Below are 14,234 nucleotides of genomic sequence, written 5' to 3'. Positions count from 1 at the left end.
GAGCTACTTCCGTTCCCTTTCGCGTTACCCGCTGGGACAAGTTAGGGCCTGCCCAACCCTTTGGGCAGGCTTCTGGCGTCAAACCTAAAAGGGGTAACCAAGTGAGAAACACGAAACTGAGCACTGCGGAGCAGCTCAAGCTCCTCTTTGCGACGACCACCTCGGTCGCCGCACTAGGGCTGACCTCCGCCTATGCACAAGACGCTGACGAGCCGATCCAAATCGCTCAGCAAGCGGAAGAGATCGACGAAGGCGATACCATCACCGTCACCGGTTCGCGTATCCGTCGTTCGGAAGTCGAGACCACGAACCCGGTCTTCACGTTCGACTCGCAGTCCTTCGAAGACCGCGGCTTCGCCAACGTCGCCGACGCCCTGAACCAGTCGCCCCTCTTCGGTACGCCCGTCGACCCGAACGGCGACGTCGGTTCGTTCACCGCCGGTCAGAACCAGGTCAACCTGTTCGACCTCGGCGTTCAGCGCACGCTGACCCTGGTCAACGGCCGCCGCCTCGTTTCGTCTGCATCCGGTACGATCGGTGGTGGTCAGGTCGACCTCAACACCATCCCGGCTGCTCTGATCGAGCGCATCGAAACCGTTCCCCTCACCGGTGCTGCCATCTACGGCGCCGACGCCATTGCAGGTACGGTCAACGTCATCCTGAAGGACGACTTCGAAGGCTTCGACGTCACCGGTCAGTACGGTTCCAACTTCGGTGGTGAGGCCGACAGCTACCGCATCGCGACCGTCGCGGGTGGTAACTTCGCCGACGACCGCGGTAACGTCACCCTCGCTCTTGAGTACAACCGCGATGAAGGCGTCCTTCTCTGCCAGATCCGCGAGCTCTGCACCGAGGATCTGACCCTCGACAATGCGATCTCCAACGCCAATATCGACACCAATGGCGACGGCGTCTTCGATCTGACCGGCCAATCGCTGCGTCTGGGGATCTTTGATCAGCGTTTGGCGCTGTTTGATGCTTTCGGCTCGGTTTCGCCCGTCGCTGGCACCCCCATTCCAGGACAACCTCGCCCTGCAACTGGTTCGTTCCTACCAGGCGCCGGCCCGCTTTTCGGTGCTCTTCCGGATGGCAATTTCTACCGGTTCACTGAAGGTGGTGAGCTGGCAGAGTGTACACCTGGCGCACTAGCCGTTCGTAGTATCATCACCGAAGGCGGTGACCCTGAGACGTGTGGTGCTGACTTCTTTAATGCTGTCACGCAGATTCGTTCGCCCGTTGAGCGTTTTAACGCTTTTGGTTCGCTGCGCTACGATCTGACCGACAACATCCGTTTCCGTCAGGACTTCCTCTACGCGAACACGACGGGTTCGGAACTTGTCGAGCAGGGCGGCTTCCAGACTGGCTTCTTCGATGGCACTTCCGCCGCCATCCAGTTGTCTGCTGACAACCCGTTCCTTACTGATCAGGCTCGCGGTGTTTTGGACGCGAACGGACTGGATACGTTCCTTATCCACCGCTTCAACAACGACCTTGTCCGCCAGGGCGAGAACTCCAACGAAACCCATGTCTGGCGTGTGACCAACGTCATCGAGGGCGAGTTCGAGTATGGCGGTCGTATGTTCTACTGGGACGTTTCCAACGTCTTCGGTCGTGCCGACATCACGCAGCAGAATTTCGCCGGTGGTATCGTAGACGGTCGTTTCCTGAACGCTGTTGACGCTCGTGAGATCACACCCGATCTTTTGGATCCGATCCTTGGCGTCCTGCAGGATGAGCGGCAGGCTCTCATCGACGCCAATACTGCAGATCCTGACCCTGACTTCGTCACGCCGGCCGTTCCGACGAGCGACGATGCGCTTCTTCGCCTTATCGATGATAGTGGTGGTAACCTGGCCGGAGTTGGGTTTGGTGACATCATCTGTGGTGCCTTTGTTGATCTGTCTGCCGGTACGCTGGAAGGCTTCAACACGCGTCCGTCCGGCTCTGGTCTGGTCGATGAGGACCTGCCCTTCCTGGACGGCTGTCAGCCGCTCAGCCTGATCGGCAGCACGGCCTCTGACGAAGCCATCGACTTCATCCTCGGCGGTGGTCCCCGCTTCACCAACTCGCAAAACGAGCAGGTGGTGTGGCAGGCCAACTTCGGTGGTGACCTGATCGATCTTCCGGGCGGCATGGCTTCGTTCAACGTCGGCCTCGAAAGCCGTCGCGAGTTCTCGACCTTCACCCCCGGTGCAGCTCTGACAACCCCGATCTCCCGTAGCTCGGTTTCTCAAGGCGTCCGCGGTGAAGCCATCACTCGCGAGGTCTACGGCGAGCTCAGCGTCCCGATCGTTTCGGCAGACATGAACATCCCGTTCGTGCAGGAGCTGAGCTTCGACGGTGCTGTCCGCTACCAAGAGTTCGATACCAAAGGTCCCGACGGTCTCGGCGGCACGACTGACACGACGGTCTACCAGGCCTCCGGTCGCTGGACTCCTGTCGACGACATCTCGTTCCGTGCGACCTATGCTACCTCGTTCCGGAACCCGACCTTCGTCGACCTGTTCCTGCCGGCAACGCAGACCTTCATCCTGGGTGCCGACCCCTGTGACAGCCGCTCGGTTGGTCTCGGTCCGAACCCTGCCGTTCGACAAGCGAACTGTGAGTCTATCGGTATCGATACCGAGACCTTCACCTCGAGCATCCAGGACGGTACGATCTCCAACGGTCAGGTCTCCGGTAACCCCGGTCTCCAACCTGAAGAGTCGGTGGCGTTCTCCGTCGGTGCTGTGATCCAACCGCGCTGGATTGACGGCTTCCAGATGGCGGTCGACTACTACAACGTGGAGATCGACGAGTTCATCAACGATGTCGACTTCGAAATCCTTGCTGCTACCTGCTTCGACTCGAACAACTTCCCGAACGAAGAAGCTTGCTCGACCTTCCGTCGTGACCCGGACACTAACCAGGTCATCTTTGCGAGCTCGCAGCCGGCCAACGTTGCCGTCTCAACCTTCGAATCGATCACCATCCGAGCTTTCTACGGCTTCGATGTAAACGATGCACTTGGTCTCGTCGGTGTTGCACCTGGTCGTGACTGGGGTCGTCTCAACTTCGACAGCTTCACTCAGCACAACATCACCAACGAGTTCCAGGCGACGCCGGAATCTGAGGTGACGGAAGATGTCGGTGACTTCGGCGATCCAAAATGGATCGGTACCTTCGATACCGTCTACTCCATGGACAAGTTCCGTGCGACCTGGCGGATGCGTTGGCAGAACCCCGTGAAGATCGATCCGCTGGATCAGATCGTCTATGCTGCCGACTTCGAAGAGGTCACCATCGATGGCGTTGCCGGCTTCCGGGCCGATGCCGTGAACAAAACGGGTGCCCGTTTCATTCACGATCTCTCGGTCGCCTACGATGTCCTCGACAACGTGACCCTGCAGGCCAACCTGCTCAACGCCTTCGATCGTGAGCCGAACCGTCTGCAAGACGCTGTCGGTCACATCGGCATCGACGAGCAGCTCGGCCGCCGGTTCATCCTGCGCGCTAACGTCTCCTTCTAAGAAGGCGTTGAAACTCTACGGAAAAGGCGGGCCTCGGCCCGCCTTTTCTTTTGTCCGTGTATCAAGAGGCGGAAATAGCACCGAGGAAAAGTACCGGGCCGCAGGTCGGCCTTGCCGCGATTGGCTAGAGCAGGCCATCCTTGGGACTGCTCGCCGCGCCGTAGCGCCTCGTGGCCATGCGGCCTGCCAGAAACGCTTCTCTGCCCGCCTTCACAGCCAGCTTCATCGCTTTCGCCATCCGAATAGGGTCGGCAGCTTCGGCGATCGCCGTGTTGAGGAGCACGCCGTCGCAGCCTAGCTCCATGGCCACCGCTGCGTCGGATGCCGTGCCGACGCCTGCGTCCACGAGGACCGGGACGCGGGACTGCTCGGCGATCAGCCTGATGTTGAGTGGGTTCTGGATGCCTAGCCCCGATCCGATCGGGGCGCCCAGCGGCATGACGGCGGCGGCGCCTTCATCCTCCAGGCGGCGGCACATCACCGGGTCGTCCGAGCAGTAGACCATCACCTCGAAGCCGTCAGCGACCAGCAGTTTCAGCGCGTGCAGCGTCTCGATCATATCCGGGTAGAGGGTGTCAGGGTCTGAGAGCACCTCGAGCTTGACAAGGTTCCAGTCCCCCGCTTCCCGTGCGAGGCGCAGGGTCCGTACCGCATCCTCCCCGGTGAAGCAGCCCGCCGTGTTGGGCAGGAAAGTGTACTTCTCCGGCGAGAGGTAGTCGACGAGCATAGGCTCGTTGGGGTTGGCGATGTTCACCCGGCGCACGGCGACGGTGACGATCTCGGCGCCAGCAGCCTCGGCGGCAGCGGCGTTCTCGGCGTAGTCGCGGTACTTACCCGTGCCGACGATGAGGCGCGAGCGGAAGATGCGGCCCGCCACCACCAGATTTTCGGCGCTGCGCACGGGTTTGACGGAAGACATGCTCGCTCAGCCGCCGCCCACGAAGCGGACGATCTCGAGCTGGTCGCCCGCCTGAAGCTCGGCCTGGCCGAAACCCGAACGCGCCTCGATGGTACGGTTGCGCTCCACGGCGACCTTCCCGGTAGAGATGCCCAGATCCTCCAAAAGTGCAGCGATGGTCATGCCTTCGGGCACGTTGCGCTGCTCTCCGTTGAGCTGAATTTGGACTTCCTTCACGCTTATGCCCAACCACTTTGCTGTCGAGGATGGTGAAGAGCTAGAAGCGCGGCATGCCAATCGCAAGTGATGAGCGGACGATCGCCGTCCTGAACGGACCGAACCTCAACCTTCTGGGGACGAGGCAGCCGGAGATCTATGGCTCCGAAACCCTCGCCGATATCGAAGCGATGTGTAGGAAGAGACTGGAAGGAACGGAGTTCTCCCTTACGTTCGAACAGCATAACGGCGAAGGCGAGCTGGTAGCCGCCGCCCAGGGGGCGCGCCGCGCTGCGGCCGTTCTCATCAATGCGGCGGGCTATACCCACACCTCCGTAGCCCTCCTCGATGCTCTTCTGATGGCCGAAGGCCCCGTGATCGAGGTGCATCTTTCGAACCCGCACGCGCGAGAGTCCTTCCGTCACCGCTCGGTGATTGCATCCGCTTGCAAGGGCTCGATTGCTGGCTTCGGGGGACTCAGTTACAGCCTGGCCCTTGACGCTGCCCTTGCACTTGTCGATGGCCCAACAATTAGCGGTGAAGGAAAAGAGAATGGCGAAAGGCCTCGATGACGACCTTCAGGTTGTCCGTGAACTCGCGAATGTGCTGGCCGATTCAGGCCTGACGGAGATCGAGCTCGAGCGCGGAGGTTTGAAGCTGCGGGTGGTCAAGGACCCCGCGCCCGTCATGATCGAGGCCTCCGCCCCCAGCTACCAGCAGCCTCAGATGGCGCCGGCCGCTGCTCCGGCCCAGGCTGCCGCCGCCGCGCCTGCTGCGGAAGCGGCTCCGGCAGCGCCGAGCGGCGAGGCGGTGCGCTCGCCCATGGTGGGCACCGCCTACCTCTCCCCCTCGCCCGATGCCGACCCCTTCGTCAGCGTGGGCACCCAGGTCGAGGCGGGCCAGACGCTCATGATCGTCGAGGCCATGAAGACCATGAACGAGATCAAGGCGCCCCGCGCCGGCAAGGTCGCGGCGATCCTCGCGCGCAATGCCGAGCCGGTCGAGTATGACGAGCCGCTTCTGACCCTCGAGGGCTGATCCGATGTTCAAGAAGGTCCTCATCGCGAACCGCGGCGAGATCGCCATGCGGGTCCACCGGGCGTGCCGCGAGCTCGGCATCCAGACCGTCGCCGTCCACTCCACCGCCGATTCGAAGGCCATGCATGTGCGCCTCGCCGATGAAAGCGTCTGCATCGGCCCGCCCCAGGCCAAGGACAGCTATCTCAACATCGCGGCCATCGTCTCCGCAGCCGAGATCACCGGCGCGGACGCCATCCACCCCGGCTACGGCTTTCTGTCGGAGAACGCGCGCTTCGCTGAGATCGTGAAGGCGCACGACATCACCTTCATCGGCCCCTCCGCCGATCACATCCGCACCATGGGGGACAAGATCGCCGCCAAGAAGGCCGTGGGCGATCTCGGCATTCCCCTGGTACCCGGCTCGGACGGGGCGCTGGCCAATGTGGACGAAGCCATGGAGGCAGCGAAGGCCATCGGCTACCCCGCCCTCATCAAGGCGGCGGCGGGCGGCGGCGGGCGCGGCATGAAGCTCGTCGAGACCGAGGACCAGCTCGAGCAACAGCTCCAGGCTGCGAGCCAGGAGGCGCTGGCAGCCTTTGGCGACGGCTCGGTCTATATCGAGCGCTACCTCAAGCAGCCTCGCCATATCGAGATCCAGATCGCCGCCGACAGCCACGGCAACGTCGTGCATCTGGGCGAGCGGGATTGCTCGCTCCAGCGGCGCAACCAGAAGGTGTTGGAGGAAGCGCCCTCCCCCGTCCTCTCCGCCGAGGAGCGCGAGAAGATCGGCGAGACCACGCGCCGCGCCATCGAGGGCCTCGGTTACCTAGGCGTCGGCACGGTCGAGTACCTCTACGAGAACGGCGAGTTCTTCTTCATCGAGATGAACACTCGTCTGCAGGTCGAGCACCCGGTCACCGAGCAGATCACCGGCATCGACCTCGTCCGTGAGCAGATCTCCATCGCCGCGGGCAACCGGCTCTCCTTCAAGCAAGAGGATGTACGGTTTCAGGGGCACGCCATCGAGTGCCGCATCAATGCCGAGGACCCGCGGACCTTCGTTCCCTCGCCGGGGCGGATCAAGGAGTTCCACGCGCCGGGCGGTCTCGGCGTGCGCTTCGATTCGGCTGTGTACGATGGCTACGACATTCCGCCTTTCTACGACTCGATGATCGGTAAGCTGATCGTCTTCGGCGATGACCGCGAGCTCGTGCTGCGCCGCTTGGGCCGGGCGCTCGACGAGACCGTGCTCAGCGGGATCAAGACCACGGTGCCGCTGTTCAAGGACCTCCTCGGCGACAACGAGTTCCAGCGCGGCGACTACCACATCCACTGGCTCGGCGAGTGGCTCGAGAAGCAGGAGGGCGGCGAGTGATCACCCTGGCGAACCGCCTGACCATCACCCGCATGGCGCTGGTGCTACCCTACGCTCTCCTAGCACTGAACGGCGAGCGGCTGGTCGCGGGGGTCGTCTTCGCGGTCGCAGCCGTCACGGACCTTCTGGACGGTCACTTCGCCCGCGTGCGCTCGGAAGAAACCATGCTCGGCAAGGTCCTCGACCCCATTGCGGACAAAATGCTGACCATCACGGCACTGATCGTCCTGGTGGCAATGGATACGCTGCACGGCATCCATCTTCTGGCCGCCGTCATCATCGCCATGCGCGAGTTCTGGGTTGCTGGCCTGCGCGAGGGCTTGATCGACAGCGGCGCAGAACTACCGGTCTCGGCCATGGCCAAGGTGAAGACGACGCTGCAACTCGTCGCCCTGTTCCTTCTGACCCTCGGCGACTCGTTCATCGGCTACACCGTGTTCTGGGCCGCAGCGCTGCTGACGCTCTATACCGGCTATCAGTACACGGTGGACAGCTTCAAAGTGCTCAACCTGGGCGCGGACGAGACCACGAGCTCGTAAGCGCAGGGGCCTCCATCCGGGCCCGCTCCTTCGGTGCCTCGCCCGGATGGCCGATATAGATGAAACCTGCGATACGCTCGTCCTTCGTCAGGCCGAGCGCAGAAGCGACGGCTTTGTCGTAGCTGTACCACTCGGTGAGCCACTGCACGGCATAGCCTGCGGCGCCAGCGGCGATGACGAGGTTCTGGCCCACAGCTCCTGTGGTGAGGAGCTGCTCCCACTCGGGCGTCTTGTGCTCTTTGTCCGGTGAGCTGACCAGGCAGACCACGACGCCAGCCCGCAGGAAGCGGGATCGTTCGAGGGCTCTGGCTTCCTCTGGAGCATCAGGGTTGGCACCGACGAATGCTTCTTCCAGCACCTCTCCGAACGCAGCCCTCGCCTCGCCTTCGAAGGTGATGAAGCGGAAGGGGTGTACCCGCCGGTGGTCCGGCACGCGCGCGGCGAGACGCAGAAGCGCTTCGAGATCGCCTTCGGGTAGCGGCTCATCGGTCATCTGCGCGGCGGTCAGGGAACGCCGCTCGGCCAGGTAGGCCAAGGTTTCCGTTTTGACCGAAGGCGGCGGCAGTTCGTCGCCTAGCTGCGGCTCGGGGGGAAGGTCGGCGGTCCAGGAGGTTCTCATAGGGGCTACCTAGGCGGACGAGGCGAAGGGTTCCAGTAGGGCGTCTTGAGCAGCGTGCCGCCACGAGGTCGTGCCGCACCCAGCCATGAGCCCCCCTCAGCCTGCCGGCAGCTCCCCCACAGGTGGGGGAGCGATATGAAGAACCTACGCTGGTTCTGCTCCCTCCCACACCTGTGAGGGAGGTGCCCGAAGGGCGGAGGGGGCGACAGCATTGGCGAAAGATCCTGACTTCAGAAATTGCGCCGCAGCCAGTCCAGTATCCCCTCCCGCCTGCTGGGCTCGGCGAGCTGCATGGCGGTGGCCGCTGTCCGGCCTGCGCTGCCGGCGCCGATGAGGCCCGCTCCCTTGGCGAGGGACAGGATGGAGGGATCGGTTTTCTCAAGCGCAAGCCCCGGCGCGCGGACGGTGACGCCTGACATCTCGAAGGCTGCTTCGACCGGCGGGGAGATCGGCAGTCCCAGGACGATCGCTCGGTCGCTGAGAAACCCTGCCCTACGTGCCGCCTCGACGACCTCATTGGCGATTTCCTCGAGCCTTGCCCCCGCAACAAGGGCGGCCTTGCCCTCCTCCTTGGGAAGCCGTCCGAGGACTGCCCTTTTGCTGAGCGCGGCTGCCTCTTCCGGACCGAGGGAGAAGGTCGTCGCCAGATCCTGGGTGACATGGGCGGGACCGTAGGCCGTCAGTACCGAGGCGGCGGCGGCGCTGCCCTCCAGCGCGACCGCCTTCGCCGCGAAGCCGTCCAGAAGGATCACCGGGGCATCGATCAGACCTTCCTTCACGGCGGCTCCCAACGCTTCCTCGCAGGCGATCACCCCGCTGAGCTCGAGCTGCGCCTCGGCGAGCACCGCCTCCAGCTCGGTCAGGAAGGAGAGCTTGGAGAGAAAAGCCGCGACCTCGACCACCATCTCCTGCGCCGCCTGGCCGACGGGGGAGCCGGTGATAGGCTCACGGTCGAGGAGGATGCGGCTGGGCTCGGCGGAGACCACTGCCATGCTCGGCTCACCGGCGCGGCCAAGGGCGGCCTGGATGGCGTCAGCAAGATCGTTCTGGGTGACGCGCCTGCCGATCTGCGCCCGCACGGAGAGGGTCCTGCACTGGGTGGCGAAGGGAGGCAGGCAGACCGTCACCTCGCCGGGCTGCATTAGGGCGCCGAGGATCTCCGGCGCGGACGGCTTGAACCGCCCCTTGCGGCCGAAGAGGCCAGAGCCTTTCGCCATCGCGCCCTCGCCCGCAGCGGCGGAGACGGTCTCGCTGAGAAAGAGGGTCTGGCTCACGGAGCCTTCTTAGCGTCGGCCTTGGGTTTGTAGTAGGCGAAATCAGGATCGCGCAGATCGATATAGTCGAGGTTCGAGGCGAGGCTGCCCGTGCCCGCATCGAGGCTGTCGAGCCTAGCCAGGGCGGCATCCACCCCCTCTTCCGGCAGCTTGGCTAGGAAGCCGTTCTTGAAACGCAAATCCATGCGCCTGCCGCCGATGACCGTCACCCCTGCCGCCCGTTCGTAGAGGACAGGGAAGCCGCGCAGCTCGGCCAGGAAGTCCATGGCGAGCTTCGGCTCCTTCGTGCCGGAGACGACGGGGAGGTCCGTATGGTCCGTGGCGTCCACCCGGCGGATCACCACGCCCTCCTGGTCGATGACGTAGAAGACCCCGTCCTCGTCCTGATAGAGGGCTTTCACCGGGCGCTCGATGATGGAGATATGCAGTGTGTCGGGCAGCAGCTTGGTGACGGAGGCCGCCTCGACCGCGCCGATGGCTTCGATGCGGCCGCGCAGCTCCGCTGCGCTCAAAAGAGGCAGCGGCCTGCCAATGACGCTGCCCTGGCGAGGGTCGCGGAGGGCGGCCATGATGTCCCTGGTGGTGAGCGTCTCGCCGCCCTTCACCGTCACCCGCATCACGTTCAGCCCGAGGCTGCGGATAGAGTTCTCCGGCACAGCAGCAAGGCGCTCGGGAAGGCTGGCGGCCTTGCCGCCGAAGACGGCGATGAGGATCGCGCCAGCCGCCACGGCGACGAGCGCGATGTAGCCGAAGTCGATAGCCCGCGCAGCGGCCAGCGGCGCCTGCTGGTCGAGCTTGTGCCCGATGCTCTCCATGAAGCCCATCTTGCGGCGCTGCACGCGGGTGGTGCGCTTCCTGGCGGGCGCTTTCTTCGCAGGGGTTTTCTTCGCTACCTTCGGCACGAGGCGTCTTCGACCATCCACTGGCAGAGCTCTTCGAACGAGATGCCGCGATAGGCGGCCTGCTCGGCGGAGAGCGATGTCGGCGTCATACCCGGTTGGGTATTCACCTCCAGGATGAACAGGCCATTAACCCCGTCCCTTTCCGGGTCGTAGCGGAAATCCACGCGGGAGAGACCGCGGCAGCCCAGCACCTTCCCGGCGCGCTCGGCCATGGCGAGGGCTTCGCGGGTGATCTCGTCCGGCAGCTCGGCAGGCACCACATGGGGCGCGGCGTTGGAGGAGTATTTGGCGTCGTAGTCGTAGAAGTCCGACTGGATCTCGGTCACCGCCAAGGCCTCCGTCCCTTTAAGAGCTACGGTCAGCTCGCGGCCCGCGATGTACTCCTCGACGATGGCCCCGCCGTGATAGACGCTCTCGTCCAGAAGCTCGCGCCGGGGGGCGGGGTCGGTGGGGTGCTTGATGATGACTACGCCGAAGGTTGAGCCCTCGGAGATGGGCTTGAGCACGTAGGGCGCGGGCATCGGATGGGCGCTGCCGGTGAGGTGCGCGATGTCGATGACATGGCCGCCCGGCACGCGCAGGCCCGCTGCGGCGAGCACATCCTTGGTTCGGGCCTTCTCCATGCAGAGCGCCGAAGAGAGGACGCCTGAGTGGGTGTAGGGTAGCCCCATCATCTCCAGGAGGCCCTGCACCGTGCCGTCCTCGCCGAAGGGGCCGTGGAGGGCGTTGAAGACAACGTCAGGCCCCTCGCCGCCAAAGCTCGCACGGATCTGACGGTCCACCTCGCGGGTCACGTCGATGGCTTCGACGCGGTAGCCGACTTTGGTGAGTGCCCCCGCTGCGGTACGGCCCGAGACGAGGCTGACGCCCTTCTCCGATGAGAAGCCGCCCATCAGGACCAGGACTTTTTTCTCAAGGCTCATACGTGGTTTCCTCGGGCGCCAGTGTGGGTGTCGGGGCAAACTGCCGGGCGAAGCGGGTGAAGGCTTCGATCCGCGCCAGGCCGCCGCTTACCTGTTTGGGGTTGAGATAGAGCTTCTCGATCCGCTCGCCGCTTGTCGTGCGTAGGGCGGGGTCGAAGATAAGGTAGTAGTCTTCGTACGCGATGGTGGTGCCGTGCGCTTCGAAGCGGCGGGGGTCTTGCCGCGCCAGGAGATGAGGCAGCTTGGGGATGGCCCCTTTGCCCTCGGCGTCGAGCGCAATGAGTACCGGTTTCCGCAAGTGATAGGCGATGGCGTAGAGGACCAGCAGCAGGAAGAGCACGAAGATCGGCAGGAAAAGCCCCGCCTCCATCGCTGATGTCCGTGTCAGAAGGATCAGCGAGGTGGTGACCGCGAAGCCTAAGGCGGCGAGGAGAGGCAGCCTGCGGACCGTCAGCTTCATGCATGCCGCCCGATGCGCTTGATCTCCCATTCGAGCTCATAGCCGAGCTGCTCGCGCACATCGGCGCGGATGCTCTCACCTAGGGCTTCGAGGTCCGCCGCCGTTGCCGCGCCCCGGTTGATCATGAAGTTGGCGTGGAGTTCCGACATCTGCGCATCGCCCACCACGCGGCCGCGACCTCCTACGGCGTCCACGGACTGCCAGGCCGAACGGCCGCCGGACGTCTCCGGGTCGGGGTTCTTGAAGGTGGAGCCGCCAGTCTTCTCGCGGATAGGCTGGGTCGCCTCGCGACGCTCCATGATGTCGGCAATCTTGGCGAGTTCTTCCACGGCATCGCCTTGGGGGGCTTCAAAGGTCGCTTCGATAAGCACGAGGTCGGGAGGGACCTCCGAATGGCGGTAGCGGAAGGCGAAGTCTTCCGCTGTCAGATGGACCTCCCGCCCCTTGCGGTCGATGGCGCGGGCACTGACGAAGTGATCCTTGGTCTCGCCGCCGTAAGCGCCGGCGTTCATGCGCATGGCGCCGCCGATCGTGCCGGGGATGCCCGCCATGAAGGCGAGCCCCGAGAGCCCTGCCTGCGCCGCCGCCTTGGCCACGCGGGCGTCGAGGCAGGCAGCGCCTGCGGTGACCTTGGTGCCGTCGACGGCGACCTTGCCGAAGCCTGGGCCGAGGCGGATGACCGTACCTTCGATGCCGCCATCGCGGATGATGACGTTGGAGCCTACGCCGAGGATGGTGAGAGGGTCGGTTTCGGGGGTGGTGGCAAGGGCTTTGGCCAGGTCTTGTTCCGTGGAAGGAAGGATAAGCCGATCAGCCTGGCCGCCTACGCGCAGCCAGGTATAGGGGGCGAGCGGGGCGTTTTCCATGAGGCGGGCGGTCATAGAGTTACAGCGTCCACATTAGTGGCCAACCTGGTCTGCCCCCTCCGCCCTTCGGGCACCTCCCCCGTTCCACGGGGGAGGGAAGCAGTCCTACACGTCGAAGCCAAGATCGCTCCCCCTCCTTGAGGGGGAGCTGCCGGCAGGCTGAGGGGGAGCTGGTGCTGCAGAAATGACCTCCTCAGTATCGGACTACTCATCAGCACTAAGCCGTCCCGGTAGCGCCTGGGCATGCTTCGTCACATCCCCGGCGCCGAGCATCACCACGATGTCCCCCTCGCTCGTTTCCTCACGGACGAACTCGGCCAGCTCATCGAACCCGGCCAGCACCCTTGCGTCTCGGTGCCCCGCCCTGGTCATGCCCCTGGCGAGGCTCTCCGCATCCGCCCCTTCGATAGGCTCCTCGCCTGCCTCGTAGACCGGCGCGATCAGAACCGTGTCGGCCTCGTTGGCGCAGGTGGTGAACTCGGCGAAGAGGTTGGAAAGCCGCGTATAGCGGTGGGGCTGAATGACCGCGATGACGCGGCCCTCGGTCACCCCGCGCGCCGCAGCAAGCGTGGCGTTGATCTCCACCGGGTGGTGGCCGTAATCGTCGATGATCCGTACGCCGTGCCAAACGCCCACTTCGGTGAAGCGCCGTTTGACGCCGCCGAACTTGGCGAAACCCTCGACGATCTTCTCGTCCGGCACGCCGAGCTCTCTCGCGATGATCGCGGCGGCGACGGCGTTCTGGACGTTGTGGGCGCCAGGCATGGGCAGGCGGCAGCCTTCCAGACGGTGCACGGTCTTGGCGCGCTCGCGGAAGTGGATGTCGAAGACCTGGCCGCCGTCTTCGGCGCGGATGTTCTCGGCACGGACATCGGCCTGGGGGTTGAGGCCGTAGGTGACGAGGCGGCGGTCGGTGATCCGGCCTACGAGGGCCTGGACCTCTGGATGATCGAGGCAAACGACGCCGAAGCCGTAGAAGGGTGTGTTCTCGATGAACTGATCGAAGGCGCTGCGCAGCCGCTCGAAATCGCCCCAATGGTCGAGATGCTCTGGGTCCATATTGGTGATGACACTGACGGTGGTCGGCAGACGGACGAAGGTGCCGTCGCTCTCATCAGCCTCGACCACCATCCAGTCGCCCTCGCCTGAGCGGTGGTTGGTGCCGTAGGCGTTGATGACGCCGCCATTGATGACCGTCGGGTCGAGCCCGCCCGTATCCATCAGTGCGGCGACCATCGAGGTGGTCGTCGTCTTGCCATGGGTGCCGGCGATGCAGACGTTCCATTTGAGCCGCATCAGCTCTGCCAGCATGTCCGCGCGCCTGACGACGGGTATGTGGCGTGCGCGGGCCTCGGCGACCTCCGGGTTGCCCTTGCCGATGGCGGTGGAGACCACGACGGCGGCGGCGCCTTTCACGTGCTCGCGGTCGTGGCCGATATGGACGGCGATGCCCTTCTCGCGGAGGAGCTCGACGGTCTCGCCCTCGGCGATGTCGGAGCCCGACACCTCGTAGCCGAGATTGTGCATGACGCGGGCGATGCCCGACATGCCGATGCCGCCAATGCCGACGAAGTGGATGCGTCCCACGGCGAACGGCAGGCTGACTTTCAGTTCTTCGTCGTTCAAGGCCGCG

14 protein-coding genes are annotated in these 14,234 nt (G+C 64.3%); 5 read left to right on the top strand and 9 right to left on the bottom strand.

The annotated features are described in order from the left end of the window. The first annotated feature begins 101 nt into the window (after positions 1 to 101). Positions 102 to 3,509 (top strand): TonB-dependent receptor domain-containing protein, encoded by a 3,408-nt coding sequence (locus NOG11_RS06805; RefSeq protein WP_256618958.1) that lies wholly within the window; start codon positions 102 to 104, stop codon positions 3,507 to 3,509. 124 nt (positions 3,510 to 3,633) lie between these two features. On the opposite strand, the gene NOG11_RS06800 is transcribed toward NOG11_RS06805, so the two are convergent. Next, on the bottom strand, positions 3,634 to 4,428 hold the full coding sequence (locus NOG11_RS06800; protein ID WP_256618957.1) for a thiazole synthase: 795 nt from the start codon (positions 4,426 to 4,428) through the stop codon (positions 3,634 to 3,636). Positions 4,429 to 4,434: 6 nt separating this feature from the next. Beyond that, entirely contained in the window at positions 4,435 to 4,644 is a 210-nt protein-coding gene (gene thiS, locus NOG11_RS06795) for a sulfur carrier protein ThiS (RefSeq protein ID WP_256618956.1), read from the bottom strand. 53 nt (positions 4,645 to 4,697) lie between these two features. Between thiS and NOG11_RS06790 the strand changes: the two genes are divergently transcribed. Genes NOG11_RS06790 through pgsA form a run of 4 tightly spaced genes read left to right on the top strand, consistent with a single transcriptional unit; the run spans position 4,698 to position 7,557 of the window. Continuing rightward, positions 4,698 to 5,195 carry a type II 3-dehydroquinate dehydratase gene (locus NOG11_RS06790; RefSeq protein WP_256618955.1) on the top strand — a complete coding sequence of 166 codons (498 nt, stop codon included), beginning with the start codon at positions 4,698 to 4,700 and terminating at the stop codon, positions 5,193 to 5,195. Continuing rightward, the gene (gene accB, locus NOG11_RS06785; RefSeq protein WP_256618954.1) at positions 5,176 to 5,661 is read left to right on the top strand and encodes an acetyl-CoA carboxylase biotin carboxyl carrier protein; all 486 of its coding nucleotides are present in this window, start codon (positions 5,176 to 5,178) and stop codon (positions 5,659 to 5,661) included. Before NOG11_RS06790 ends, accB begins: the two co-directional genes overlap by 20 nt. A gap of 4 nt (positions 5,662 to 5,665) precedes the next feature. Further along, positions 5,666 to 7,018 (top strand): acetyl-CoA carboxylase biotin carboxylase subunit, encoded by a 1,353-nt coding sequence (accC, locus tag NOG11_RS06780; RefSeq protein ID WP_256618953.1) that lies wholly within the window; start codon positions 5,666 to 5,668, stop codon positions 7,016 to 7,018. Continuing rightward, the gene (gene pgsA, locus NOG11_RS06775; protein WP_256618952.1) at positions 7,015 to 7,557 is read left to right on the top strand and encodes a CDP-diacylglycerol--glycerol-3-phosphate 3-phosphatidyltransferase; all 543 of its coding nucleotides are present in this window, start codon (positions 7,015 to 7,017) and stop codon (positions 7,555 to 7,557) included. Before accC ends, pgsA begins: the two co-directional genes overlap by 4 nt. On the opposite strand, the gene NOG11_RS06770 is transcribed toward pgsA, so the two are convergent. The 7 genes from NOG11_RS06770 to murC all read right to left on the bottom strand — a co-directional run bounded on the left by NOG11_RS06770 (position 7,523) and on the right by murC (position 14,227). Continuing rightward, positions 7,523 to 8,176 carry a nitroreductase family protein gene (locus NOG11_RS06770; protein WP_256618951.1) on the bottom strand — a complete coding sequence of 218 codons (654 nt, stop codon included), beginning with the start codon at positions 8,174 to 8,176 and terminating at the stop codon, positions 7,523 to 7,525. The two genes, pgsA and NOG11_RS06770, sit on opposite strands and share 35 nt — an antisense overlap. Positions 8,177 to 8,406: 230 nt before the next feature. Next, positions 8,407 to 9,450, bottom strand: a complete 1,044-nt coding sequence (locus tag NOG11_RS06765) for a cell division protein FtsA (protein ID WP_256618950.1) — start codon at positions 9,448 to 9,450, stop codon at positions 8,407 to 8,409. Further along, a complete protein-coding gene (locus tag NOG11_RS06760; RefSeq protein ID WP_256618949.1) occupies positions 9,447 to 10,352 on the bottom strand; it encodes a cell division protein FtsQ/DivIB in 906 nt (301 codons plus the stop codon). Before NOG11_RS06760 ends, NOG11_RS06765 begins: the two co-directional genes overlap by 4 nt. After that, complete coding sequence (locus NOG11_RS06755; protein ID WP_256618948.1) at positions 10,340 to 11,275, bottom strand: D-alanine--D-alanine ligase; 936 nt, start codon at positions 11,273 to 11,275, stop codon at positions 10,340 to 10,342. The genes NOG11_RS06760 and NOG11_RS06755 overlap by 13 nt, the downstream gene beginning before the upstream one ends. Then, positions 11,265 to 11,735, bottom strand: a complete 471-nt coding sequence (locus NOG11_RS06750) for a hypothetical protein (RefSeq protein ID WP_256618947.1) — start codon at positions 11,733 to 11,735, stop codon at positions 11,265 to 11,267. The genes NOG11_RS06755 and NOG11_RS06750 overlap by 11 nt, the downstream gene beginning before the upstream one ends. Then, positions 11,732 to 12,601: a UDP-N-acetylmuramate dehydrogenase gene (gene murB / locus NOG11_RS06745; RefSeq protein ID WP_370468241.1), complete on the bottom strand. Its 870-nt coding sequence runs from the start codon at positions 12,599 to 12,601 to the stop codon at positions 11,732 to 11,734. Before murB ends, NOG11_RS06750 begins: the two co-directional genes overlap by 4 nt. A 204-nt stretch (positions 12,602 to 12,805) precedes the next feature. Next, entirely contained in the window at positions 12,806 to 14,227 is a 1,422-nt protein-coding gene (gene murC, locus NOG11_RS06740) for a UDP-N-acetylmuramate--L-alanine ligase (protein ID WP_256618945.1), read from the bottom strand. Positions 14,228 to 14,234 lie beyond the last annotated feature (7 nt).

The sequence above is a fragment of the Parvularcula maris genome, assembly GCF_024505085.1.
GTDB lineage: Bacteria > Pseudomonadota > Alphaproteobacteria > Caulobacterales > Parvularculaceae > Parvularcula > Parvularcula maris.
This window is presented reverse-complemented; position numbering and strand designations above follow the sequence as displayed.

Coding starts and splice junctions, on each gene's coding strand:
- accC (WP_256618953.1), top strand. CDS start 5,666: ATGTTCAAGAAGGTCCTCATCGCGAACCGCGGCGAGATCGCCATGCGG.
- NOG11_RS06790 (WP_256618955.1), top strand. CDS start 4,698: ATGCCAATCGCAAGTGATGAGCGGACGATCGCCGTCCTGAACGGACCG.
- NOG11_RS06755 (WP_256618948.1), bottom strand. CDS start 11,275: ATGAGCCTTGAGAAAAAAGTCCTGGTCCTGATGGGCGGCTTCTCATCG.
- NOG11_RS06770 (WP_256618951.1), bottom strand. CDS start 8,176: ATGAGAACCTCCTGGACCGCCGACCTTCCCCCCGAGCCGCAGCTAGGC.
- murB (WP_370468241.1), bottom strand. CDS start 12,601: ATGGAAAACGCCCCGCTCGCCCCCTATACCTGGCTGCGCGTAGGCGGC.
- accB (WP_256618954.1), top strand. CDS start 5,176: ATGGCGAAAGGCCTCGATGACGACCTTCAGGTTGTCCGTGAACTCGCG.
- NOG11_RS06800 (WP_256618957.1), bottom strand. CDS start 4,428: ATGTCTTCCGTCAAACCCGTGCGCAGCGCCGAAAATCTGGTGGTGGCG.
- NOG11_RS06750 (WP_256618947.1), bottom strand. CDS start 11,735: ATGAAGCTGACGGTCCGCAGGCTGCCTCTCCTCGCCGCCTTAGGCTTC.